Source organism: Variovorax paradoxus, assembly GCF_024734665.1.
GTDB lineage: Bacteria > Pseudomonadota > Gammaproteobacteria > Burkholderiales > Burkholderiaceae_C > Variovorax.
On sequence record NZ_CP102931.1, the window covers coordinates 903,711 to 926,972 of the forward strand.

Consider the following 23,262-nt stretch of genomic DNA (forward strand, 5'->3'; position numbering starts at 1 on the left):
CATGAGTAGCTCGGCCTGGGGGCTTCTGGCCCTCTATCTCGTCGTGCTGCTTTTGCTCGCATGGCCGCTCGGACGTTTCCTGGCGGCGATGTGCACTGGCCATATGCCGCGTTGGACTCAACGCGTCGAAGCACCGCTCTACAAGCTTGCCGGGGTCTCGCCCGACAACTCCATGCACTGGCGCACCTACGCCTTTGCGCTGCTCGCGTTCAACGCGGTCGGTGCACTGGCTGTCTATGGCCTGCAGCGACTGCAGGGCTGGCTGCCGTTCAACCCGGCGGGCATGACGGCCGTGTCGCCCGACTCGGCCTTCAACACCGCGGTGAGCTTCGTCTCCAACACCAACTGGCAGGGCTATGCCGGTGAATCGACCATGAGCTATCTCACGCAGATGCTCGGCCTCACGGTGCAGAACTTCTTCTCCGCCGCCACGGGCATTGCAGTGGCCTTCGTGCTGGTGCGCGGCTTTGCGGCGCGCCGCACCGACGGCAAGGGCTTCGTGGGCAACTTCTGGGTCGATGTCACGCGCATCACGACCTGGCTGTTGCTGCCGATCTCCTTCGTGCTCGCGATGTTCCTCGCGGGCCAGGGCGTGATCCAGAACTTCGATGCCTACAAGACCGTGGACACGCTCGAGACCACCGCCTTCCAGCAGCCGAAGAACGACGCCAACGGCCAGCCGCTGAAAGACGACAAGGGTCAGCCGGTGATGGAAGACGCCACCACCAAGACGCAGACGCTCGCCATGGGCCCGGTCGCTTCGCAGGAAGCCATCAAGATGCTCGGCACCAACGGCGGCGGCTTCTTCAATGCCAACTCGGCGCATCCGTACGAGAACCCGACGGCGCTTGCGAACCTGCTGCAGATGCTCGCGATCTTCGTGATCCCGGCGGCGCTGTGCTTCACCTTCGGCCGCGTGGTCGGCGACATCCGCCAGGGCTGGGCCGTGCTCGCGGCCATGACGGTGATCTTCGTCATCGCCGTGGTCGTGCTCACCCCCGCCGAGCAGGCCGGCAACCCGCTGCTGACGCCGCTGGGCGTCGACCAGATGTCGAGCGTGCTGCAAAGCGGCGGCAACATGGAAGGCAAGGAAGTGCGCTTCGGCATCGACGCCTCGGCCCTCTTCGCCGCCATCACCACGGCCGCCTCGTGCGGCGCGGTGAACGCCATGCACGACTCGCTCACTCCGCTCGGCGGCATGGTGCCCATGGTGCTGATGCAGCTCGGCGAGGTGGTGTTCGGCGGCGTGGGCACCGGGCTCTACAGCATGCTGATCTTCGCGATCCTGGCGGTGTTCATCGCCGGCCTGATGATCGGCCGCACGCCCGAGTACCTCGGCAAGAAGATCGAGGTCTATGAGATGAAGCTCACCTCGGTCGCCATCCTGGTGACGCCGATCCTGGTGCTGGCCGGCACGGCCGCTGCCGTGATCGCGGATGCGGGCAAGGCCGGCATCGCCAACCCCGGCGCGCATGGCTTCTCGGAAATCCTGTACGCGCTGACCTCGGCCGGCAACAACAACGGCAGCGCCTTCGCGGGCCTGTCGGCCAACACGCCGTTCTACAACGCGCTGCTGGCGGTCGTCATGTGGTTCGGCCGCTTCGGCGTGATCGTGCCGGTGCTCGCCATTGCCGGCGCGCTCGCCGCCAAGAAGCGCCTTCCGGTCACGGCCGGCACCATGCCTACGCATGGGCCGCTGTTCGTGACGCTGCTGATCGGCACCGTGCTGCTGGTGGGCTTGCTCAACTACGTGCCGGCGCTCGCGCTGGGACCGGTCGTCGAGCACCTGATGCTGTGGGCGAAGTGAGGCCCGGACCATGACTACAAAGACCAATACTTCCCTTTCGCTGTTCGATGCAGCGCTTCTGCGGCCCGCCCTCTGGGCCTCCGTCGCCAAGCTGAGCCCGCGGGTGCAGTGGCGCAACCCGGTGATGTTCATCGTCTACATCGGCAGCATCCTGACGACGCTGCTCTGGGTGCATGCGATGAGCTTCCCGGGCGACACCGGCATGAAGCCCGCCTTCGTGCTGGCCGTGACCATCTGGCTGTGGTTCACCGTGCTGTTCGCCAACTTCGCCGAGGCACTGGCCGAAGGCCGCAGCAAGGCGCAGGCCGCCTCGCTGCGCGGCCTGCGCAAGGACACCTGGGCCAAGAAGCTCAAGGAGCCTTTCCACGGCGCGGCGTTCTTGCCGGAACAGGCGCTCAACTTGCGCAAGGGCGACGTCGTGCTGGTCGAGACCGGCGACGTCATTCCGCTCGATGGCGAAGTGATCGAAGGCGTGGCCTCGGTCGACGAAAGCGCCATCACCGGCGAATCGGCGCCAGTGGTGCGCGAATCGGGCGGCGACTTCTCGGCTGTGACTGGTGGCACCCGCGTGCTGTCCGACTGGCTGGTGGTGCGCGTCTCGGTGAACCCGGGCGAGTCGTTTCTCGACCGCATGATCAGCATGGTCGAAGCCGCCAAGCGCCAGAAGACGCCCAACGAAATCGCGCTCACCATCCTGCTGGTTGCGCTCACGCTGGTGTTCCTGATCGTCACCGCCACGCTGCTTCCGTTCTCGATATTCAGCGTCGGTGCATCCAATGCGGGAACCGTGGTGTCGCTCACCGCGCTGGTCGCGCTGCTGGTGTGCCTGATCCCGACCACCATCGGCGGCCTGCTGTCGGCCATCGGCGTGGCCGGCATGAGCCGCATGATGCAGGCCAACGTGATCGCCACCTCGGGCCGCGCGGTGGAAGCCGCCGGCGACGTCGACGTGCTGCTGCTCGACAAGACCGGCACCATCACGCACGGCAACCGCCAGGCCACTTCGTTCCTGCCCGCACCCGGCATTCCGAAGGCCCGCCTGGCCCGCTCTGCGATGCTCGCATCGCTGGCCGATGAAACGCCCGAAGGCCGCAGCATCGTCGAGCTGGCCCGCCGCGACGGCCTCGACCCGGCAACGCCGGCCGAGGGCGCTCATTTCGTGCCCTTCACCGCGCAGACCCGCATGAGCGGCGTCGACCTGCCCGCCGCGCCGAACAGCCTCGACACCGACGCCGTCCAGCTGCGCAAGGGCGCGGTCGACGCGGTGCGGCGCCACGTCGAGGCGCTCGGCGGCAGCATGGCGCCCGAGGTGCTGCGCGCGGCCGAAGAAGCGGCCCGCCGCGGCAGCACGCCGCTGGCCGTGGCCGAAGGCAACCGCGTGCTCGGCGTGGTCGAGCTCAAGGACATCGTCAAGACCGACATCAAGGAGCGCTTTGCCGAGCTGCGCCGCATGGGCATCAAGACGGTGATGATCACCGGCGACAACAAGCTCACGGCAGCGGCCATCGCGGCCGAAGCCGGCGTCGATGACTTCCTGGCCGAAGCCACCCCCGAAGACAAGCTCGCGCTCATCCGCCAGTACCAGGCCGAAGGTCGCCTGGTGGCCATGACCGGCGACGGCACCAACGACGCCCCCGCGCTCGCGCAGGCCGACGTGGCCGTGGCCATGGGCAGCGGCACGCAGGCTGCGAAGGAGGCCGGCAACATGGTCGACCTCGACTCCAACCCGACCAAGCTGCTCGAAGTGGTGGAAACCGGCAAGGCGCTGCTGATGACGCGCGGCTCGCTCACCACCTTCTCGATTGCGAACGACGTGGCGAAGTACTTCGCCATCATTCCGGCGATCTTCGTGTCGACGTATCCGCAGCTGGGTGCGCTCAACGTGATGCGGCTCGCGAGCCCGTCGTCGGCCATCCTGAGCGCGGTGATCTTCAACGCGCTGGTCATCGTGTTCCTGATTCCGCTGGCATTGAAGGGCGTGCGCTACCGGCCCGTCGGTGCCGCCGCGCTGCTGCGCCGCAACCTTGCCATCTATGGCCTGGGCGGACTGGTCGTCCCCTTCATCGGCATCAAGTTGATCGACTGGCTTCTTGTAGCCGTCCATCTCGTCTGAGGAGTTCCCAATCATGAACAACAACGGCAATATCGTTCGCCCCGTGCTCGTGGTCTTTGCACTGCTGAGCGCACTCACCGGCCTGATCTATCCGATGGCCGTCACCGGCGCCGCGAAGGCGGTGTTTCCGTCGCAGGCGGCGGGCAGCCTGATCGTGCTCGACGGCACGACCGTGGGCTCCAGGCTCATCGGCCAGAACTTCAGCGACCCGAAGCACTTCTGGGGCCGCCCGTCAGCCACCGCGCCGCAGCCCTACAACGCAACCGCCTCGGGCGGCTCCAACCAGGGCCCGCTCAACCCAGCGCTGACCGATGCGGTGAAGGCGCGCGTCGAGGCGCTGCGCGCGGCCGATCCGGGCAACACCGCGCCGGTGCCGGTCGACCTCGTCACGGCTTCGGCCAGCGGGCTCGACCCCGACATCAGCCCCGCCGCCGCGCAATACCAGGCCGCGCGCGTGGCGCGCGTGCGTGGCGTGCCGATCGAGCAGGTCAACGCGCTGATTGCAAGCAACACCCAGGCTCCGCTGTTCGGCTTGCTGGGCGAGTCGCGCGTCAACGTGCTGTCGCTCAACATTGCCCTCGACAAGGTGAAGTAATGGGCGATCGGATAGCCCGAGCTGCACCATGGTGACTGACCTGTTCCACGTCCTCTGCGCGATGGCGGCGCTGTTCATTCCTCTGGGGTTCGCGTGGTTCATCGTGTCCCGTACTGCACGCCGGCATAAGCGTGGAGCCAGGCGCAAGGACCCCAAGCAACGCTAGCAGGCCTTGTTCATGCAAGATGCCACTCGCCCGGACCCCGACGCCCTGCTGGCCCAACTGCGAAACGACGAAGCGCGCGCATTGCGCGGCAAGCTGCGCATCTACTTCGGCGCCAGCGCCGGTGTCGGCAAGACCTGGGCGATGTTGAGCGCCGCGCAGCGCGAGCACGCCACAGGGCGCGACGTGCTGATTGGCGTGATCGAAACCCATGGCCGCAGCGAGACCGCTGCGCTGCTCACGGGGCTCGACACACTGCCGCTGCGCGAGCTGGATTACCGCGGTCGCACCCTCGCCGAATTCGATCTCGACGCCGCGCTCGCCCGCAAGCCCGCCGTGCTGCTGGTCGACGAACTGGCCCACACCAACGCCCCCGGCTCGCGCCACGCCAAGCGCTGGCAAGACGTGCAGGAGCTGCTGGCCGCAGGCATCGAGGTGTGGTCTGCGCTCAACGTGCAGCACCTTGAAAGCCTCAACGGCACAGTGGGCGCCATCACCGGCGTGCGCGTGCACGAGACCGTGCCCGACACCGTGCTCGACGAGGCCGACGAGGTGGTGCTGGTCGACGTCACGCCCGACGAGCTGACGGCGCGGCTCGCGGCCGGCAAGGTCTATCTGCCGCAGCAGGCCGAACGCGCTGCGCAGAACTTCTTTCGCAAGGGCAACCTGATCGCATTGCGCGAGATCGCGCTGCGCCGCACCGCCGAGCATGTGGAAGACGACGTGCGCGGCTGGCGCGTGGAGCAATCGGGTGCCGGCGGCAACGGGCAGGGCCGCGAGCTGCAGGCCTGGAACACATCGGGTGCGATCCTCGCCTGCGTCGGCCCGCATGAAGGCGCGGCGCAGACGGTGCGCACGGCGGCGCGTCTCGCGGGTCAACTGAATGTGCGCTGGCATGCGGCGTATGTCGAAACGCCGCGGCTGCAGCGGCTTGCTGCGGAGGAGCGCGATGGCATCCTCGCGGTGCTCAAGCTGGCGGAAGAACTGGGCGCCGTGACTGCGGTGCTGACTGGCGTCGACGTTGCGGCGGAACTTGCCGGACAAGCCCAGCGGCTCAACTGCGCAACGCTGGTCGTGGGGCGTGCCGAACCGGCCGAAGGCTGGTTGCGGTGGTGGCCTTCGGCCGTGCTGACGCGTGAGCTCGCCCGCCACGCTCCGGGCCTCGACATCGTCGAGGTCGCGCGAGCCGAAAGCTCCCGGCGAATCGCGCATGGGCGTCCCGGCCGGCTTGCCGACGACAACGTGGAAGACACAGACCGGCCAAGGGCGCGATGGCCCGGCTATGCCTTTACCGCGGCGATCAGCGTGGGCATGACGCTGGTTGCCATGCCGCTGTCGAATGTGCTGGAGCTGACCAACATCGTGATGCTGTTCCTGCTCGGTGTGGTCGGTTCGGCGCTGCGCTTCGGGCGTGGACCGGCGGCTTTCGCCGCGTTGCTCAACGTTGCGGCATTCGACTATTTCTTCGTGCCGCCGCGGCTGTCCTTCAGCGTCAGCGATGTGCAGTACGTCCTGACCTTCGTCGTCATGCTCGGCGTTGGCCTGCTGGTGGGGCAACTGACCGCCGGGCTGCGCTTCGCGGCCGGCGTTTCGGCAAGCCGCGAGCGGCGGGCGCAATCGCTGTTCGAACTGACGCGCGAGTTGTCGGCTGCGCTCGAGAGCACGCAGGTCGTCGAGCTCGGAACGGCGGCGGTCGAGGGCCATTTCGGCGGCCGCGCGCTGGTGCTGGTGACGGACGCGAACGACCGCCTCGTGATGCCGTCGCAGGCGCCCAAGGGATTCGACGCCTCCGTCGCCGATTGGTCGTTTCGCCAGGGCCAGCCGGCCGGACTCGCAACCGCCACGCTGGCGGCGCAGCCCTGGCACTACGTGCCGCTGCAGGCGCCGATGCGCATTCGCGGCGTGCTCGCGCTGTCGCCGGCGCAGCCTCGATGGCTGCTGATTCCCGAGCAGGCGCAGCAGCTCGAGACGCTGGCGCGGCAGATCGCCATCGCGCTGGAGCGCGTGCACTACGTCGAGGTGGCCCAGCAGGCGGTGGTCGAAATGGAATCGGAGCGCCTGCGCAACGCCTTGCTCGGAGCGATTTCGCACGACGTACGCACTCCGCTCACCGCGCTGATCGCACTGGCCGAATCGCTGCAGAGCCTGCCATCTGGCGAGCATGTGGAGGCCGCTCGCGCGATCGTCTCGCAGGCACACCAGCTCCACGCGCTGGTCAGCAATCTGCTGGACATGGCGCGCCTCGAAAGCGGAATTACCGGCGGCGCGGTGAATTTGCGGCGCGACTGGCAGTCGGTCGAAGAAGTCCTCGGGTCGGCGATCCGGGCGGCCGAACCGGCGTTGGGCGGCGTGCACGTGCAGACGGTGCTTCCGGTCGATCTGCCGCTCGTCGAGTTCGATGCCGTGCTCATCGAGCGCGTGCTCGTCAACCTGCTGGAGAACGCCGCGAAATATGGCGCGCCGCCGATCGTGGTGAGCGGCGCTGTCACCAGTGACGCCCTGGTGCTCACGGTGCGCGACCACGGGCCCGGCCTGCCCGCCGTCGTAAAGGGCCACGAGCAGACGCTGTTCGACAAGTTCACGCGTGGCCAGGCGGAATCGGCCACGCCTGGCGTCGGCCTGGGCCTTGCCATCTGCAAGGCCGTGGTCAATGCGCACGGCGGAGACGTGACTGCCTCGAACGCGCAGGACGGTGGCGCCGAGTTCGTCGTGACATTGCCGCGGCGGGCCCCGCCGGTATCCATGGAAGCCCAACTCTGAAGAACATGTCCTCTCACACAGCCGTTGTCATTGAAGACGAGCCGCAGATCCGGCGGTTCGTGCGCGGTGCTCTCGAAACCGAAGGCTGGCAGGTGCACGAGGCCGGCACGCTGCGCGAAGGCCTGACGGCCGCAGGAACCCGCAGGCCCGACCTGCTTGTTCTGGACCTCGGGCTGCCGGACGGCGACGGCGTATCGCTCATCCTCGACGTTCGTCGCTGGTCCGCCGTGCCGATCATCGTGCTGTCGGCGCGCACCAGCGAGGCCGACAAGATCACCGCGCTGGATGCCGGCGCCGACGACTATCTGACCAAGCCCTTTGGTGCCGGCGAGTTGCTGGCGCGTGTGCGGGCCACGCTGCGCCGGCCGCGCCCGATCAGCGGTGCGGAGGAGGCCGAAGCCGTCTTCCGCTTCGGCGAGGTGGAGGTCGACCACGTTGCCCGGGTGGTGCGACGCGCCGGTGTCGAAGTGCACCTCACACCAACGGAATATCGCCTCCTGTCGGTGTTGATTGCCAACGTGGGGCGCGTACTGACGCAACGCCAGTTGCTGATCACCGTGTGGGGGCCGGCGCAGACGGAGCAGAACCACTATCTGCGCATCTACATGGGGCATCTGCGCCAGAAACTGGAAGCCGACCCTGCGCAGCCGCGCCATCTGCTGACCGAGACGGCGGTGGGCTACAGGCTGTCCGTCTGACCAGGTCCGGCAGCGCCGGAGCATGAAGCCGCGATGAAATCTTTATGCGCACGGCGCTACTTTTTACAAGGCTTTTATGAGGTGGCTTCTAGGCTATGCGCTTCCGTTTCTCTAACTTTTGCCTCATGAAAAAAATCCCCAGCAGGGCCGCTTCCACCATCGCAGTCAAGCATGCGCTCGTGTTGATCGCCGCGTTCGCAGCTTCGGGCGCAGCCCTGGCGCAGACAGCAACGACGGATGCCGCAGCAGCACCGGCAGCCGCTCCTGCCCCGAATCTCACGGGCAACGTGTCCATCACCACGAACTACAAGTTCCGTGGCCAGGACCAGGACATGATCGGAAAGAGCGGCTACGCCAAGACCAAGGGCTTCAAGCCCGCCATCCAGGGCGGCCTGGACTACGCCTTCGGCGACAGCGGCTTCTACGTGGGCAACTGGAACTCCAGCGTCAACTGGCTCACGGGCAACAGCATCGAGATGGACGTGTACGGCGGCTACAAGTTCAAGGCCGGCCCGCTGGACATGGACGTGGGCGCACTCAGCTACATCTACCCGGGCAACTCCGCGGGCAACACCACCGAGCTGTACGTTGCGGGCACCTACGCCAACGAAACCCTCGGCTCGTTCACCGCCAAGTATTCGCACACTGTGTCGAAGGACTACTTCGGCTACGCGGGCAACAAGGCCGGCTCGGGCCTGAAGGGCACCAACACCGGCTACCTGAACCTGTCGTACAGCAAGGAAATCGTGCCCAAGGTCACGCTGAAGGCAGCCGTGGGCTACACGAACATGTCCAGCGACATCCGCAGCCTGGGCTACAAGAGCTATGTCGACTACAACGTCGGCGCGAGCTACGACTTCGGCAACGGCCTGTCGCTGACCGGCTCGGTGCAGGGCGCCAACAAGAAGAGCTCGTACCTCGCGGTGGCCAACCCGGGCGTCGACCTGGGCTTCGGCACCTTCGGCCAGACGACCTACTCGCCGAACAAGGCGCGCTTCATCCTCACGCTGACGAAGACGCTCTGATCCTCAAGGCGACAGGCGGGCCGCGGCTCGCCTTCGTGCACACCATGCTTCCAGGAGCAACGCTCTGGTCTCGCGCTGCGGCGTGGGTTCGGGCGGCTCGTGCCTTGCCTGACATGAGCCTGCATTGGTCCTGCTGCGGCACGCCCATGCTCAGCCCCGTGCAGGAGAGCCTGGGAAGCCATGACGGCGCCGAAGTTCTCCTGGCTTCCTGCGGTCATTGCGGAGCGCGTTGGTTGAGCGTTGTTCCGCAAGAGGGCTGCCCGGGTTGCTGGGAAATCTCTTGCTCGTCCACGGCCAGTTCCAGATCGGGCCAGCGCTGAAGCCAGCATATTTACGCGGCATTTCCACCGCAGGGTGCATTGTTTACACCGTTTTCACACGCGCCTGCCGATACTGAAGCCGTGTTCTTTTCCATTGCAGGAGTTTCATGGCTTACGCCGCTTATCGGGAATACGCAGGCACTGTGCGTGCCAAGAGCGAGACGGTTTTCAAGGTGCTCGATGTCACGGTGCCGTCGGTCGACGCGTGCCGCGTGCGGCGCGGCATCGCCGCATGCAAGGGGGCCGGCGTGCTGCGCTGCGAGCCCCTGACGCGCGTGAATGCAACGTGTGCAAATGGCGCTCCGCGCGCCCGCCTCATGATTCGTCTGCCCCTGGAGAGCTATGCCTCCGTGGTGCACTGTCTGCTCGAATGCGCGCCCGATGGCGAGATCGGCCACCTCACAAGCTGGCGCGAGCATCTCCGGCGTTGTGGTCTGGCCAATGGTGGCTGACCTGGAGAGCGCGGTCGCGGATGCGGCGGCCGGCTACGGCAAGACCTTTGTCCGCGATTGCCTGAGTCGGCCGGCGCTCTTGCGGCAACCGCCGGAGATCCTGCTCGGCCAGGACATCGACGTGCTCGAACGCATCCTGGAACCGGGCATCGACCTGGCACTGTGGCGGCGCGAACCGCAGGCTCCGATTGCTGCATGGCTGGACGCCTTGCCTCCGGCCAGGCATCCCACGGCGCAACTGCAATTGCGTGCGGCCGATGTAGCGGCTGCGCTGCACGCAGCGTGCAAGACCTCGCGCACGCCGCGTGGGCCCGGGCGAGACGCTTTGCTGGCAGACATCGACATGCTCGCCACACGCTTTGCGCTGATAACCGGAAGCCCCCGGATGAGCCTTACGCTGCAGGTTCGCGGCTGCGGCATCGATGAGAACTGGCACCTTGACCATGCCGGACTGCATCTGCTGTGCAGCTACAGCGGCCTGGGCACGGAGTGGGTGGCATCTCCGCACGCAGACACGGCACTGCGGATGCCTAAGGGCTTTACTGGGCCCTTCGAGCGCATGCCGCTTCAGGCCGTTGCGCTCCTTCAGGGCCGTGGCGTGGATACGCAAGGCAGTGATCGAGGGTTGGTGCACCGTTCGCCGCAACTGCGCAACCTCGGGTCGCATCGCTACGTGTTGCGTCTGGATGAACTGCGGTAGAGGCGCGCTGACCGGGCGCATATTCTTGTTGCGGCGACGGCAGTACTTGTCGTTCTGCCGATGCGCCGCGGCTCAGTACGCCCCGCGCGATTCAGGCGGCACGGGGGTGGCAACCGGCGCGCCGAGGAAGTCGGCCGCCAGCTTGCGCGCAGCGCCCGCGTACAGCAGCACGTCGACGCCAACGGCGACGAAGGTGCAGCCGAGTTCGAGATAGCGGCGCGCCAGCTTCGGATCTGAAGTCAGCGTGCCCGCGGCCTTGCCGGAGGCCACGATGGTCCGCATCGCACCTTCGATGGCCGCCTGCACCTCGGGGTGGCCGGGCCGGCCGCGATGGCCCATCGAGGCTGCGAGATCTGCGGGGCCGATGAACACGCCGTGCACGCCATCGACCTCGCAGATCGACGCGAGGTTGCCCAGCGCCTGCACCGTCTCAGCCTGCACCAGCAGGCAGACTTCGTCGTCGGCCGCATCGAGGTAGTCGGTGCGCGCACTCCACTGCGACGCGCGTCCGACCGCGCTGCCCACGCCGCGAATGCCGCGCGGCGGATAGCGCGTGGCCGATACCAGCGCACGCGCCTGCTCGGCGGTGTCGACCATCGGCACCAGCAGGTTCTTCGCTCCGATGTCGAGCAGCTGCTTGATGAGCGCGGTGTCGCCCTGCACGGCGCGCACCACGGGCTGGGCCCGATGCGGCGCCACCGCCTGTAACGCGGCGAGCGTCGAGCGCAGGTCGTTGGGGGCGTGTTCGCCGTCGATCAGCAGCCAGTCGAAGCCGGCGGTTGCGCTGACCTCGGCCATGTATGGATCGGCCATCGAAAGCCAGAGGCCGACCTGCGACTGGTTTGCGGCCAGGGCCGCCTTGAAGGGGTTGTGAGCGGGCATGTGGGATCTGTCGAAGAGTGGTGATGAATTGGCGCCGGCCGTCAGTCCAGCTGCCCCTGGCACGCGTACTTGGTGTGCAGGTAGTCGTCCAGCCCGTGGACCGAACCCTCGCGGCCGTAGCCCGAGTCCTTCACGCCACCGAAGGGCGCAGCCTCGGCTGCCAGGGCACCTTCGTTGATGCCGACGATGCCGGTCTCCAGCGCATCGGCCACGCGCCAGATGCGGCGCACATCGCGTGAATAGAAATACGCGGCCAGGCCGAAGGGCGTGTCGTTCGCCTGCGCGATCACCTCGGCCTCGCTCGAGAAGCGCGTCAGGGGCGCGACCGGGCCGAAGGTCTCTTCGCAGGCGCAGGCCATGGTGGCGTCGGCATCGGCGAGCACGGTTGGCGCGAAGTAGTTCGCGCCGAGTTCGGGCAGCCGCGTGCCGCCGGTGAGCACGCGCGCGCCGCGCGCCACAGCGTCCTGCACGTGGCGCTCGATCTTCTCGACCGCGCGTGCGTTGATCATCGGCCCGATCTGCGAGGCCGCATCGCTGGCCGGGCCAACGCGCAGCGCCGCCACGCGTGCAACCAGCAGTTCGGCAAAACGCTCGTGCACTGCCTCGTGCACGAAGACCCGGTTGGGGCACACGCAGGTCTGGCCGCCGTTGCGGAACTTGGCGGCCATCAGGCCTTCCACCGCGGCTTCGATGTCTGCATCTTCGAACACGATGAACGGCGCATTGCCGCCGAGTTCGAGCGAAAGCTTCTTGAGCGTGTCGGCCGAACGGCGTGCGAGGTGCTTGCCCACCGGCGTGGAGCCAGTGAAGGTGATCTTGCGCACGCGCGCATCGTCGAGCCAGGCATCGACCACCTCGGGCGTGTGCTCGCGCGATGCCGTCACGATGTTCAGCACGCCCGGCGGCACGCCGGCTTCGGCGGCCAGCGCCACGAGGGCCAGCGAAGTCAGCGGCGTGTCCTCGGCCGGCTTGCACACCACGGTGCAGCCCGCGGCAAGCGCCGGAGCGATCTTGCGCGCGATCATCGCGGCCGGAAAATTCCACGGCGTGATCGCCGCGACCACGCCGACCGGTTCGCGCAGCGCGAACATGCGCCGGCCCGGCACGGGCGCCGGAATGACGTCGCCGTTGGCGCGCGTGGCTTCTTCGGCAAACCATTCGATGTAGCTGGCCGCATAGGCAACTTCGCCGTGGCCCTCGGCCAGCGGCTTTCCTTGCTCGCGCGAGATGAGCCGCCCCAGGTCTTCCTGATGCGACATCACAAGGTCGTTCCAGCGCTTGAGGATTTGCGCGCGCTGCTTGGCGGGCGTCTTGCGCCAGGCGGGGAAGGCGGCATGCGCGGCATCGACGGCCGCGCGCGAGTCGATTGCATTGGAGTCGGGCACCTGCGCGATGAGGGCGCCGGTGGCCGGGTCGGTCACATCGAGCGTGCGGCCGGAAGCGGAGCGCAACCATTCGCCGGCGATGAAGTTGGCCGTGCGTTGCAGGTTGGGGCGCGAGAGGGTCAGGGGCATGGAGAGAAGAAGAAAGGAGGAAAGAAGGCAGTCAGCTCACGATGCCCAGGTGCCACGGCACGAACTCGTGGTCGCCCAGGCCCAGCGTCTCGCTCTTGGTCGGCTCGCCCGAAGCGTGGCGCAGGATCTGCTCGAAGATCTGCTGGCCCAGTTCGGGCACGGAGAGTTCGCCATCGATCACCACGCCGCAGTTGATGTCCATGTCTTCCTCGAGGCGGCGGAACATCGGCGTGTTGCTCGCGAGCTTGATCGTCGGCGCGGGCTTGCTGCCGAACATCGAGCCGCGTCCGGTGGTGAAGCAGATCAGCTGCGCGCCGCTGGCGATCTGCCCCGTTGCGGCCACCGGGTCGTAGCCCGGCGAGTCCATGAAGACGAAGCCGGGCTCGTCGATGGGCTCGGCGTATTCGTACACCGCGCGCAGCGGCGTGGTGCCGCCCTTCATCGCGGAGCCCAGCGATTTCTCGAAGATGTTGGCCAAGCCGCCGGCCTGGTTGCCGTGGCCCACCACGCCGTTGAATTGCGCGTTCTGGCCAGCCGCGTAGCGCTCCCACCATGCGAGCCGGTCGAGCAGCTTCTGCCCGACCTCCGGCGTTGCGGCGCGGCGCGTGAGCATGAATTCCACGCCGTGGATCTCGGGCGTCTCCGACAGGATGGCCGTGCCACCGTGGCGCACCAGCACGTCCATCGCCGCGCCCAGAGCCGGGTTGGCGGTGATGGCCGAGAAGCCATCGGAGCCGCCGCATTCGAGCCCGATCTTCAGGTGGTGCGCGCCCACGCGCGTGCGCCGCGCGGCGTTGGCCTCGGGCAGCATTTCTTCGATGGCGCGGATGCCGGCCTCGATGGTCTGGCGCGTGCCGCCCACCTCCTGCATCACCAGCGTGCGCATCAGTCGGCCCGCTTCGAGCCCTTGCGAATCGACCAGCGCATCGACCTGGTTGCGCTCGCAGCCCAGGCCCACGATCAGCACGCCGGCCAGGTTCGGGTGTCGCGCATAGCCCGCCAGTGTGCGGCGCAGCACGTCGAAATGCTCGCTCGGCGACGACATGCCGCAGCCACTGGTCTGCGCGAAGGCGGCCACGCCATCCACGTTGGGAAAGGCAGCCATGCGCTCGGACGTGAAGTGCGCGGCAATGCGCTTGATGACCGTGGCCGAGCAGTTCACCGACGACAGGATGCCGATGAAGTTGCGCGTACCGACCCCGCCGCCGGCTCGCTCGAAGCCCATGAAGGTCGCGCGCTCGGCAACTGGTACGAAGTCCACCGGGCGCACGTCCTGGCAGAAGGCCGGATCGCGGTAGCTGTCGACCAGCGTGAGGTTGTGGCTGTGTACGTAGTCGCCGGCCTGCAGGTCGCGCGAAGCCACCCCGATCACCGTGTCGTACTTCTTCACTTCCTCGCCGGCCGCAATGGCGCGCGACGCGATCTTGTGGCCGGCGGGAATCTGCGCCCTGGCGCGCACGCCGAATTCGGCGATGGTCTCGCCCAGGGCAATGGCGCTCTTGGCGACCAGCACGTTGTCGTTCGGGTGCAGGCGAAGCAGGGGGCTGTCGTTCATGGCGTGGCGTGGGGTTGCTTCGAGCAGGTTCGGATGCCGGTGGGCGAAGGCTTCATCAGCCCTTTTCCATCAGCTCCTTGAGGTTGAGCTTGCGGATCAGGTCGGTCTCTTGCCGGTACACGGTCTGCACGTACTTCTGGTAGTCGGGGCCGTCCTGGTACATGACGGGCGCATCGATGCTTTCCGCCACCTTGCGGAATTCTTCGCTGTTGACGGCTGTGCGGAACGCATCGCGCAGCCGCTTCTCGACTGCGGGCGGCAGGCCTTTGGGCGCACCGATACCGTTGGGCGCTTCCACCACCACGTCGAAGCCGAGTTCCTTGAGCGTGGGCGTGTCCTTGAAGCGCGGCGTGCGCGCCTCGCCCCAGGTGGCGAGCAGGCGCAGCTTGCCGCTTTCGACGTGCGGCGCCCACGAGCTGCTGTCGGCCAGCATGTCGACCTGTTCGCCCAGCACGTCCTGCAGCGCGGCCGAACCGCCCTTGTAGGCGATGGCGTTGAACTTCACGCCGGCGGCCTGCGCGAACTGTTCCATGCCCACGTGCGTGGCGCCGCCGATGCCGGCATGCGCATAGGTGATGGTGCCGGGGTGGGCCTTGGCCTGCGCCACCGCGTCGCGCAGCGACTTGAATGGTGAGCGCGCCGGCACGGCAATGCCGAAGGTCTGGCCTGAAGTGCGCGCGAGGTAGGTGAGGTCTTTCAGCGGATCGAGTTGCACGGTGCCGATCTGGGAGAAGCGCGTGACCGAGATCGGTATCTGGCCGATGGTGTAGCCGTCTGGCCGCGCCGAGGCCAGGGCCTTGGTGCCGATCATTCCCGAGGCACCTGCGCGGTTTTCCAGCGCAATGGGCTGCCCGAGTTCGCGTGCGGCGATCTGGCAGATGATGCGCATCGACCGGTCGGCCGTGCCGCCCGCGGGCCACGGGCAGATGAATGTGAGGGGGCGTTCGGGGTAGTCGGCGGCCAGCGCGCGAGCGGGGGCGGTGGCGAGCGCGGCGGCGCCAAGACCGCCCAGCACGAGCTGACGCCGCGCCATGTTGCGAGGGGTTTTCATCGTTGTCTCCAGAAATCGTTGTTCGGCAAGCACAGCGGATTCTTCCGGAGACAATCATTGCCATCCAATGAAATAGCGGACTCTCTTCATGAGCTCCAGGTTATGAAGAAGAAAGCCCGCTCAAAACCCCTGCGACCCCATGAGCCAGATCGACCGCGTTCTTCGTTCCAACCTCAAGCTGCGTCATCTGCAACTGCTGGTGGCGTTGGATGAGTTCCGCCACCTCGGGCGGGTTTCGGAGTTTCTTTCGATCACGCAGCCGGCCGTTTCGAAGATGCTGGCAGAGATCGAGCGCATGTTCGATCTGAAACTGTTCACGCGCTCCACGCGCGGCACCGAGCCCACGCCCTTCGGCGTCACGGTGGTGCGCTTTGCGCGCTCGGTGCTGGCCGACTACCAGCGCACGCGCGACGAGATCGACGCCGTGGCCAGCGGCGGTGCCGGCCGCACCAGCGTGGGCGCGATGGTGGTGGCCACGCCGAGCCTGCTCGTCAAGGCCATCCAGCAGCTCAAGAAGCAGTCGGCACTGACCACCGTGATGGTGGAAGAGGGCGACCTCACACGGCTGCTCCCCCGCCTGCGCGTGGGCGAACTCGACCTGATCGTCGGCCGGCTGGAGCCCGGCTATGCCTCGCCGGACCTGGAGACCGAGGCCCTCTACACAGAGCCGATGTGCATCGTGGTGAGCCCCGGGCATCCGTTGGCGCAGGCTGCCAGGCCGAGCTGGAAGATGCTCGCCGAACTGCCCTGGGTGGTGCCCCCGCCGTGGGCTTCGTCACGCTCGAAGCTGGCCCAGATGTTCTACAAGCACCGCCTCGTGCCGCCGGCGGACATCGTCGAGACCGCTTCGTTTCTCGTCACGTTGTCCGTCATGCATGAGCGGCCGGCCGTGGGGTTCCTCGCGCGAAGCGTCGCCCGGCACTTTGCGAAGCAGGGGCAGCTGTGCATCCTGAAGATCAACGTGCCGATCGAGCTTCCGCCGGTGGGCATCATCACGCTGCGGGGGCGTTCGCAGACGCCCGCCAGTCAGCTCCTGATGGAGTGCCTGCGAAAGGTTGCGCCGTCGCGTTAGCGCAGCACCAGCACCGGAATGTGCGAGTGCGTCAGCACATGCAGCGTCTCGCTGCCCATCAGCAGGCGCGCCAGGCTGCGCCGTCCGTGCGAGGCCATCACGATCAGGTCGCACTGCTGGTTCTTTGCGGTCGTGATGATGGCCTCGGCCACCTGGTTCGACTTCATGACGATGGCCTGCGGGTTGCGAACGCCCTTGGCGCCCGCAGTGGCCACGACCTTGTCGACCAGTTGCTGCGCGGCGCGGTCCGTATGCTCCTGAGTGGCCTGGATGTCCCGCTGGCTCAGCATCATCGAGCCTTCGAAGTAGCCGACTGGCTCGATGTGCGCGACGGTGACGCTCACCAGTTCCGCGTTGGTCAACAGGGCCAGGTCGACGGCGGCGTTGACTGCTTGCTCCGACAGCGCGGAGCCGTCGGTTGCGACAAGAACACGCTTGTACATGGCAGGCTCCTTGGCCCCCGGCACCGCGGGTGCCCTCATGTTCAGTCTAGTTCGCGATCGCGGTCATGCAAGGCCCTTCAGTTTTCGCCTCGGCTGCCGATAACCCTCTTGAGGACACAACAGAGGACCCAGATGCTGAATGCCATCAGTGCGACCGGCAGCGCCAGAAGCGGAGGCGACGTCAACGCCGAAATCGCGAAGATCCAGCGCCAGATCACGACGACTCAGAAGCAGATCGCGGAAACGCAGGGTCAGCTGCTCGGCACACCCGAGGGCGATGCACGCGATGCGATCCGGCTGCAGCTCGACGCGCTGGCGGCCCGGCTTGCCATGCTGCAGCAGCAGATGAATGCGCTGCGCACGGCCAGCGTTCAAAAGAGCGCGATGGCTTCGATGGACGAGAGCGACAGCAGCAGTGGCAGCACATCGCAGCGTGTCAGTGCCGGTGGCGCTGGCGGCACTTCGATCGGCAGCATGCTGGACGTGAAGGCCTGACTCAGCCTCCGCGCTCCGGCCACCGGTGCCGCGTGCCCCCCGAGCGCCGGTCCGCCTTCTCCATGACGACGCCCTGCACGAGCAACTGCTCTCCGCGTTGTTCCAGGTGCTGCAGGCAGCGAAGAAAGACATCGAGATCCGCAGGCTCGATGCCTTCGAGCAATTCGGTGTTCAGCCCCGCGATCCGGGGGAACAGCCTGCCGAACAACTGCTGGCCCGAAGCGCTCAGCCGCACGTGCACTTCGCGGCGGTCCTGAGCGTCCTGTCGCCGCACCACCAGCTTCTTGTCGACCAGGCTGCGCAGTCCGCGCGAAGTGCGCACGCGGTCCAGGTGCAGGTGCGTGGCCAGCGTCGACGAAGTCATCTCGCCCTCCTGCGCCAGCGTGGCAATCATTCCCCACTCGCGGCGCGTGATGCCGAAGCCTCCTTCGACCAGGCGGGTTGCCATGCCGTTGCCCGAGCGCATGGCTCGTGCCAGGCGGTACAGCAGCAGGTCGTTCAGGGAACGGGGCGCGCGCAACGCTGCCGCATCGGGAAAAGCTTGTTGCATACGGATGAAAAGTGGGATGGGGAGTGTGGTTCGCCCGCCTCGGAGCACCGGTAGTTGATTAGATCAACTGTTTGCCCATACGTATAAACCGGTAACAAATTTGAACGAACAGAAACATTCTTGGCGCGCGATTTTCGCCGTGAAAACTCGCGCGCGCCCGTTCACGACAACCGCTCGCAGGAGATCCGATGCCCGCATTTCTTTCCAGGCGCAAGCTCATCATGGCGTGGGGCATTGCCCTGGCTGCTTGCGCTCCCATGGTCCACGCCCAGGCGCCCGCCGCGCTGGACGGCGGGCCGATCACCCTCGTGGTCGGCTATGCGCCGGGCGGCAGCACCGACCGCATCGCGCGCCTGATCGCCGAGCGGCTGACGCCCAAGCTCGGCGTTCAGGTGACCGTGGAAAACCGCCCGGGCGAGGGCGGCCGGCTTGCGGCCAAGGAAGTGAAGCGCACCCCCGCTGGGCAGAACGTGCTGATGCTCGGCAACCCCGCCGTGATGGTGGTCGCGCCGCTGGTCTTCAAGGACGCGGGCTACGACCCCGACAAGGACTTCGTGCCCGTGTCGCAGGTCAGCAGCTACGACTTCGCACTCGCGGTCGGCAACAAGCTCCAGCTCGACCGCGCGATGTTTCTCGTCAGCCGGCTATGGGCGCATCCGGAAGAAGCGATTTTCGGCGTGCCCGCCACCGGCAGCCTGCCCCACTTCTTCGGCCTGATGGTGGGCGATGCGCTGAGCGTGCAGCCGCAGATCAAGGGCTACGGCGGCTCGGCGCCGCTGGCGGCCGACCTGAGCGGCGGCAGCCTGCCGATTGCCATCGACACGCTCGATTCGCTCTATCCCCAGCACGTGGCCGGCAAGATCCGCATCTTGGCTACCTCGGGCAAGAAGCGCGCGAGCTTCGCGCCCAACATCCCCATCTTCCGCGAAGCCGGCATGAAGATCGATGCCGACGGCTGGAACACCTTCTTCGCGCCCAGCACCATGCCGCCCGCCAAGGTGCAACTGCTGGCCAACGCGATCCGCGACGTCATGAAAGACCCGGGCCTGCAGAAGGCGGCCGACGCGCTCTACATCACGCCCGTGGTCAGCAATGCGGCCGAGACTGCGCAGATGCTCAAGGCCTTTCGCGCGCAATGGGAGCCCGTTGTACGGCGCTCCGGATTTCAGCCCTGAGACCTTCTTTCGTCAGGCAGCAAGCGCCCGCATCTCCGCAATGAGATCGGCCTTGCCCTCGAAGCCGATGCCCGGCAGCGGCGGCAGCGTGACGTAGCCGTTGTCCACCTTCACGCCATCGGGGAAGCCGCCGTAGGGCTGGAACAGGTCGGGGTAGCTCTCGTTGCCGCCGAGCCCGAGGCCGGCCGCGATGGCTAGCGACATCTGGTGGCCGCCGTGCGGAATGCAGCGCGAGGGTGACCAGCCGTGCGCCTTCAGCATGTCGAGCGTGCGCAGGTACTCCACCAGCCCGTAGCTCAGCGCGCAGTCGAACTGCAGCCAGTCGCGGTCGGGGCGCATGCCGCCGTGGCGGATGAGGTTGCGCGCGTCCTGCATCGAGAACAGGTTCTCGCCCGTGGCCATGGGGCCGGCGTACACCTCGCCGAGTTTGGCCTGCAGTTCGTAGTCGAGCGGATCGCCGGCTTCCTCGTACCAGAACAGCGGGTACTGCGAGAGCGCGCGGCCGTAGTCGACGGCGGTCTTCAGGTCGAAGCGGCCGTTGGCGTCCACCGCCAGCTGCTGGCCGGGGCGGAGGATCTTCAGCACCGACTCGATGCGCTCGCAGTCTTCAGCGAGCGTGGCGCCGCCGATCTTCATCTTCACCACCGAGTAGCCGCGCTCCAGGTAGCTGGTCATCTCGCGCTGCAGCCCATCCACGCCTTTGCCGGGGTAGTAGTAGCCGCCCGCTGCATAGACGAACACGCGCGGGTTCGGCGTGCCGTTGCCGTAGCGCTCGGCCAGCAGCTGGTACAGCGGCTTGCCCGCGATCTTGGCGGTGGCGTCCCACACCGCCATGTCGATGGTGCCCACGGCCACCGAGCGCTCGCCGTGGCCGCCGGGCTTCTCGTTGATCATCATGCGGGCCCAGATCTTGTGCGGATCGAGGTTGTCGCCGGTCTCGTCGAGCAGCGACGCGGGCTCGGCTTCGAGCAGGCGCGGCAGGAAGCGCTCGCGGATCAGCCCGCCCTGGCCGTAGCGGCCGTTTGAATTGAAGCCATAGCCGATGACGGGCTTGCCGTCGCGGATCACGTCGGTGACAACGGCCACGAGGCTCAGGGTCATCTTCGAGAAGTCGATGTAGGCGTTGCGGATGTCCGACTTGATGGGGCGGGTGGATTCGAGGATATTGACGATTTTCATGGTCGGGTTCGGGGGATGGAGAAAGCAAAAGACGTTCAGCGGTGCAGCGACGAGCCGCCGCAGATGGCGACGTCCTGCCCCGTGATGGCCGCCGCCGGTGGCGACAAAAGAAAGCCCACCAGCGCGGCGATTTCCTCGGGCTGTATCAGCCGGCCGATGGGTGGCATGCGCGGTGCGCTGCCCGCGCGGGCCGGGTCCTGCAGCATCGAGGTCTGCGTGGCGCCCGGCGACACCACGTTGACGGTCACGCCCTGAGCCGCGACCTCCGCGGCCCAGCTGCGCGCGAGCGCGATCAGCGCCGCCTTGGTCGCGGCGTACTGGCCACGACCGGGCAGGCCTTGTGCGACGCGACTGCCGACGAACACGACGCGGCCATGGCCGCGCGCGGCCATCGCGGGCACGAGCGCATCGGCCAGCCGCGTGGCCGCGTCGACGTGCAGGCGCCACATCAGCTCGCCGCCCGCGTGGTCGAGCGAGCCCAGCGGGCCGACACGCAGCACGCCGGCCGCGTGCACCAGCGCATCGGCGTCCTGAAGCGCGGCGGCTGTGCGCGCGATGGCATCGGCATCGCACAGGTCGACAGCCACATGCGCGAAGCGCGCGTGAGACGACAACGTGGGCGCTGCCAGGTCGAGTCCGCTCACGCGCCAGCCCGCTTCCAGCAGGTGCGACGCGATGGCACAGCCGATGCCGCCGCTGCTGCCCGTCACCACCGCATGCGGTGCCGTGGCGGCTTCATTCGACATGGATGTTGCCCTCCACGATGATCTTCTTGGAGCGCGCCATGTCGTCGGCCTGGAACTTCACGAAGTCCTCGACGCTGCCCGGCGTCAGCAGCAGGCCCTGCACACCCAGCGTCTCGCGCATGTCGGTGCCCAGCGCCTTGTTGACCTCGGCATTGAGCCGCTGCGTGACGGCGGCCGGCAGCTTCGCCGGCCCCCACAGGCCATACCAGCTGTAGAACTCGTAGCCCGGAATGCTCTCGCTCACCGTGGGCACGTTGGGCAGGCTGGTGGCGCGCGTGGCGGAGGTCACGGCAATCACCTTCAGCATGCCGCTCTTGTGGTACTGCAGCGAGCCGAGGATGGGGTCGATGAAGCCGTCGATCTGCCCGCCGATCAGGTCCTGGAACGCGGGCGCCGTGCCCTTGTACGGCACGATCAGGTAGTCGAGCCCGCCGCCCGCGCGCTTGAGCAGTTCGGTCGACAGGTGGCCCGCCGATCCGATGGAGCCAACCGCGAAGGTCATCTTGCCGGGGTGGGCCTTGGCGTACGCGATGAGCGACTTCACGTCGCTTACCGGCAGGTTCTTGTTGACGGCCACCGACAGCGGCGCCTTGGCGACCAAGGCTACCGGCGTGAAGTCTTTCACCACCTCGTACGGCACGGCCTTCATGGTCATCGGCGCCGTCGTGAAGGTCGATGCGTTGAACAGCAGCGTGTAGCCATCGGCCGGCGCCTTCGACACCACGTCGGCGCCGATGACACCGTTGCCGCCTGCGCGGTTCTCCACGATGAAGCTCTGGCCCGTCTGCTCGCCGAGCTTCTGCGCCAGCAGGCGGCCGATGGTGTCGAGCGTGCCGCCGGGCGGAAACGGAATCACCATGCGCACCGGGCGGCTGGGCCAGGTCTGGGCGAAGCCGGTGGCGGACACCGCGGCCAGCGCTAGGGCGGCCAGCGTGGCTCGCAGGAAATGGTTGCGTTGCATGTCTCTTGTCTCCTTGTGGTTCTTCATCGGGGCATCGCGGGTGTCGCGGCCCCGTGGGCTCAGCGCTTCGACAGGCCAGCCTGCTGCACGGCGGCGTGCAATGCATCCATCTCGCGCGCGTTCGGCGCTTCCGTCGGCGGGCGCACGGTGGCGTTGTCGAGCACGCCGGCCAGGAACATGCCGCCCTTCATGCGCGCATGCGCCTCGCCGGTCGGCTCGCCGCCGCCGTACACCGCGTCTTTCAGCGGCGTGATGAGCGCCTGCACCGCCATCGCCTTCTTCAGGTCGCCGGCCTTCACCGCGTTCCACAGGTCGATGATCAGTTGCGGAATGAAGGTCGCGAAGCCGACCAGCGCGCCGTCCACGCCCTGCACCATCGAGGCCAGCAGGTACTCGTCGTGGCAGGTCAGGATGGCCTTCGACGCGTCGGCCTCGCGGATTGCCTGGATGTCGCGGGCGTACTTGTTCATGTCGCGCTGGCCCACCTTGAAGGCCTGCAGGTAGGGCAGGCGCGCCAGCTCGGCCAGCAGCTGCGACGAGTAAGAGGCGCGCGTCCAGGCCGGGTACACGTGGCAGACCAGGTCCAGCTCCGGCGCGGCGCGGTGGATGGCCTCGAAGTACTGCAGCGCATGGCCGGGCGTGAAGCCGAAGCGCAGCCAGTGGTGTGGCGGCATCACGTCGAGCGCCACCGCGCCGGCGGCCTGCGCGGCGCGTGCATGCTCGGCGGCCTCGGCCAGGCCTTCGCACACGATCGACGAAATCACCGGCGTGCGGCCGCGCAGCTCGTCGGCGACGATGCGCGTCACCTCGGCGCGCTCCGAAGGCGTCAGCGAAAACACTTCGCCGGTGTGGCCATTGGTCATGATCGCCACCACGCCGTCATGGCCGGCGAGCCACGAGGCCAGCTTGCGCAGCGCCGGCTCGTCGATGCGGTGGTCGGCCGTGAAGGGGCAGGAAATGGCGGGGATGATCCCGCGATAATTCGCGATGGAAGGCATGCTGTGTC

Annotated in this window: 21 protein-coding genes; 11 read left to right on the plus strand and 10 right to left on the minus strand. The window is 67.3% G+C overall.

The genetic code is table 11. The features are described 5' to 3' along the window. Position 1: 1 nt before the first annotated feature. The 8 genes from kdpA (at position 2) to NWF24_RS04310 (ending at position 10,633) form a co-directional block, all read left to right on the plus strand. Positions 2-1,807, plus strand: a complete 1,806-nt coding sequence (gene kdpA / locus NWF24_RS04275) for a potassium-transporting ATPase subunit KdpA (RefSeq protein WP_258353125.1) — start codon at positions 2-4, stop codon at positions 1,805-1,807. Positions 1,808-1,817: 10 nt separating this feature from the next. Further along, complete coding sequence (kdpB, locus tag NWF24_RS04280) at positions 1,818-3,920, plus strand: potassium-transporting ATPase subunit KdpB (protein WP_258353126.1); 2,103 nt, start codon at positions 1,818-1,820, stop codon at positions 3,918-3,920. Positions 3,921-3,933: 13 nt separating this feature from the next. After that, positions 3,934-4,515: a potassium-transporting ATPase subunit KdpC gene (kdpC, locus tag NWF24_RS04285; protein ID WP_093059546.1), complete on the plus strand. Its 582-nt coding sequence runs from the start codon at positions 3,934-3,936 to the stop codon at positions 4,513-4,515. A gap of 178 nt (positions 4,516-4,693) precedes the next feature. Next, a complete protein-coding gene (locus tag NWF24_RS04290; RefSeq protein WP_258353127.1) occupies positions 4,694-7,438 on the plus strand; it encodes a DUF4118 domain-containing protein in 2,745 nt (914 codons plus the stop codon). 5 nt (positions 7,439-7,443) lie between these two features. Next, complete coding sequence (gene kdpE, locus NWF24_RS04295) at positions 7,444-8,136, plus strand: two-component system response regulator KdpE (RefSeq protein WP_258353128.1); 693 nt, start codon at positions 7,444-7,446, stop codon at positions 8,134-8,136. Positions 8,137-8,261: 125 nt separating this feature from the next. Next, positions 8,262-9,161 (plus strand): TorF family putative porin, encoded by a 900-nt coding sequence (locus tag NWF24_RS04300; protein ID WP_258353129.1) that lies wholly within the window; start codon positions 8,262-8,264, stop codon positions 9,159-9,161. Positions 9,162-9,588: 427 nt separating this feature from the next. Next, positions 9,589-9,933, plus strand: coding sequence for a hypothetical protein (locus NWF24_RS04305; RefSeq protein WP_258353130.1), 345 nt, complete (start codon positions 9,589-9,591; stop codon positions 9,931-9,933). Next, entirely contained in the window at positions 9,923-10,633 is a 711-nt protein-coding gene (locus tag NWF24_RS04310) for a DUF1826 domain-containing protein (RefSeq protein ID WP_258353131.1), read from the plus strand. Before NWF24_RS04305 ends, NWF24_RS04310 begins: the two co-directional genes overlap by 11 nt. Positions 10,634-10,705: 72 nt before the next feature. Here the strand turns inward: NWF24_RS04310 and hpaI are convergent, their stop codons facing one another. Genes hpaI through NWF24_RS04330 form a run of 4 tightly spaced genes read right to left on the minus strand, consistent with a single transcriptional unit; the run spans position 10,706 to position 15,635 of the window. Continuing rightward, on the minus strand, positions 10,706-11,515 hold the full coding sequence (gene hpaI, locus NWF24_RS04315) for a 4-hydroxy-2-oxoheptanedioate aldolase (protein WP_258353132.1): 810 nt from the start codon (positions 11,513-11,515) through the stop codon (positions 10,706-10,708). Between the two features lie 41 nt (positions 11,516-11,556). Further along, positions 11,557-13,029, minus strand: coding sequence for an NAD-dependent succinate-semialdehyde dehydrogenase (locus NWF24_RS04320; RefSeq protein ID WP_258353133.1), 1,473 nt, complete (start codon positions 13,027-13,029; stop codon positions 11,557-11,559). Positions 13,030-13,060: 31 nt separating this feature from the next. Then, the gene (locus NWF24_RS04325) at positions 13,061-14,584 is read right to left on the minus strand and encodes a UxaA family hydrolase (protein WP_258353134.1); all 1,524 of its coding nucleotides are present in this window, start codon (positions 14,582-14,584) and stop codon (positions 13,061-13,063) included. A 55-nt stretch (positions 14,585-14,639) separates the two neighbouring features. Beyond that, positions 14,640-15,635 (minus strand): tripartite tricarboxylate transporter substrate binding protein, encoded by a 996-nt coding sequence (locus NWF24_RS04330; protein WP_258353135.1) that lies wholly within the window; start codon positions 15,633-15,635, stop codon positions 14,640-14,642. Positions 15,636-15,774: 139 nt separating this feature from the next. Here NWF24_RS04330 and NWF24_RS04335 point away from each other — a divergent pair, with 139 nt between their 5' ends. Beyond that, the gene (locus NWF24_RS04335; protein WP_258353136.1) at positions 15,775-16,707 is read left to right on the plus strand and encodes a LysR substrate-binding domain-containing protein; all 933 of its coding nucleotides are present in this window, start codon (positions 15,775-15,777) and stop codon (positions 16,705-16,707) included. Here NWF24_RS04335 and NWF24_RS04340 read toward each other — a convergent pair. Further along, positions 16,704-17,150, minus strand: coding sequence for a universal stress protein (locus NWF24_RS04340; protein WP_258353137.1), 447 nt, complete (start codon positions 17,148-17,150; stop codon positions 16,704-16,706). The two genes, NWF24_RS04335 and NWF24_RS04340, sit on opposite strands and share 4 nt — an antisense overlap. 132 nt (positions 17,151-17,282) lie before the next feature. On the opposite strand from NWF24_RS04340, the gene NWF24_RS04345 reads away from it, so the two are divergent. Beyond that, positions 17,283-17,645: a FlxA-like family protein gene (locus NWF24_RS04345; RefSeq protein ID WP_258353138.1), complete on the plus strand. Its 363-nt coding sequence runs from the start codon at positions 17,283-17,285 to the stop codon at positions 17,643-17,645. A 1-nt stretch (position 17,646) separates the two neighbouring features. Here NWF24_RS04345 and NWF24_RS04350 read toward each other — a convergent pair whose 3' ends face one another. Beyond that, positions 17,647-18,195 (minus strand): MarR family winged helix-turn-helix transcriptional regulator, encoded by a 549-nt coding sequence (locus NWF24_RS04350; RefSeq protein ID WP_258353139.1) that lies wholly within the window; start codon positions 18,193-18,195, stop codon positions 17,647-17,649. A gap of 188 nt (positions 18,196-18,383) precedes the next feature. On the opposite strand from NWF24_RS04350, the gene NWF24_RS04355 reads away from it, so the two are divergent. Then, a complete protein-coding gene (locus NWF24_RS04355) occupies positions 18,384-19,370 on the plus strand; it encodes a tripartite tricarboxylate transporter substrate-binding protein (RefSeq protein WP_258353140.1) in 987 nt (328 codons plus the stop codon). A 12-nt stretch (positions 19,371-19,382) separates the two neighbouring features. Here the strand turns inward: NWF24_RS04355 and NWF24_RS04360 are convergent, their stop codons facing one another. Genes NWF24_RS04360 through NWF24_RS04375 form a run of 4 tightly spaced genes read right to left on the minus strand, consistent with a single transcriptional unit; the run spans position 19,383 to position 23,254 of the window. After that, positions 19,383-20,549, minus strand: a complete 1,167-nt coding sequence (locus NWF24_RS04360) for a mandelate racemase/muconate lactonizing enzyme family protein (RefSeq protein ID WP_258353141.1) — start codon at positions 20,547-20,549, stop codon at positions 19,383-19,385. 35 nt (positions 20,550-20,584) lie between these two features. Beyond that, positions 20,585-21,295 carry an SDR family NAD(P)-dependent oxidoreductase gene (locus NWF24_RS04365; RefSeq protein WP_258353142.1) on the minus strand — a complete coding sequence of 237 codons (711 nt, stop codon included), beginning with the start codon at positions 21,293-21,295 and terminating at the stop codon, positions 20,585-20,587. Further along, complete coding sequence (locus NWF24_RS04370; protein ID WP_258353143.1) at positions 21,285-22,256, minus strand: Bug family tripartite tricarboxylate transporter substrate binding protein; 972 nt, start codon at positions 22,254-22,256, stop codon at positions 21,285-21,287. Before NWF24_RS04370 ends, NWF24_RS04365 begins: the two co-directional genes overlap by 11 nt. A 59-nt stretch (positions 22,257-22,315) precedes the next feature. Further along, a complete protein-coding gene (locus tag NWF24_RS04375; protein ID WP_093057350.1) occupies positions 22,316-23,254 on the minus strand; it encodes a dihydrodipicolinate synthase family protein in 939 nt (312 codons plus the stop codon). Between the last annotated feature and the right edge of the window lie 8 nt (positions 23,255-23,262).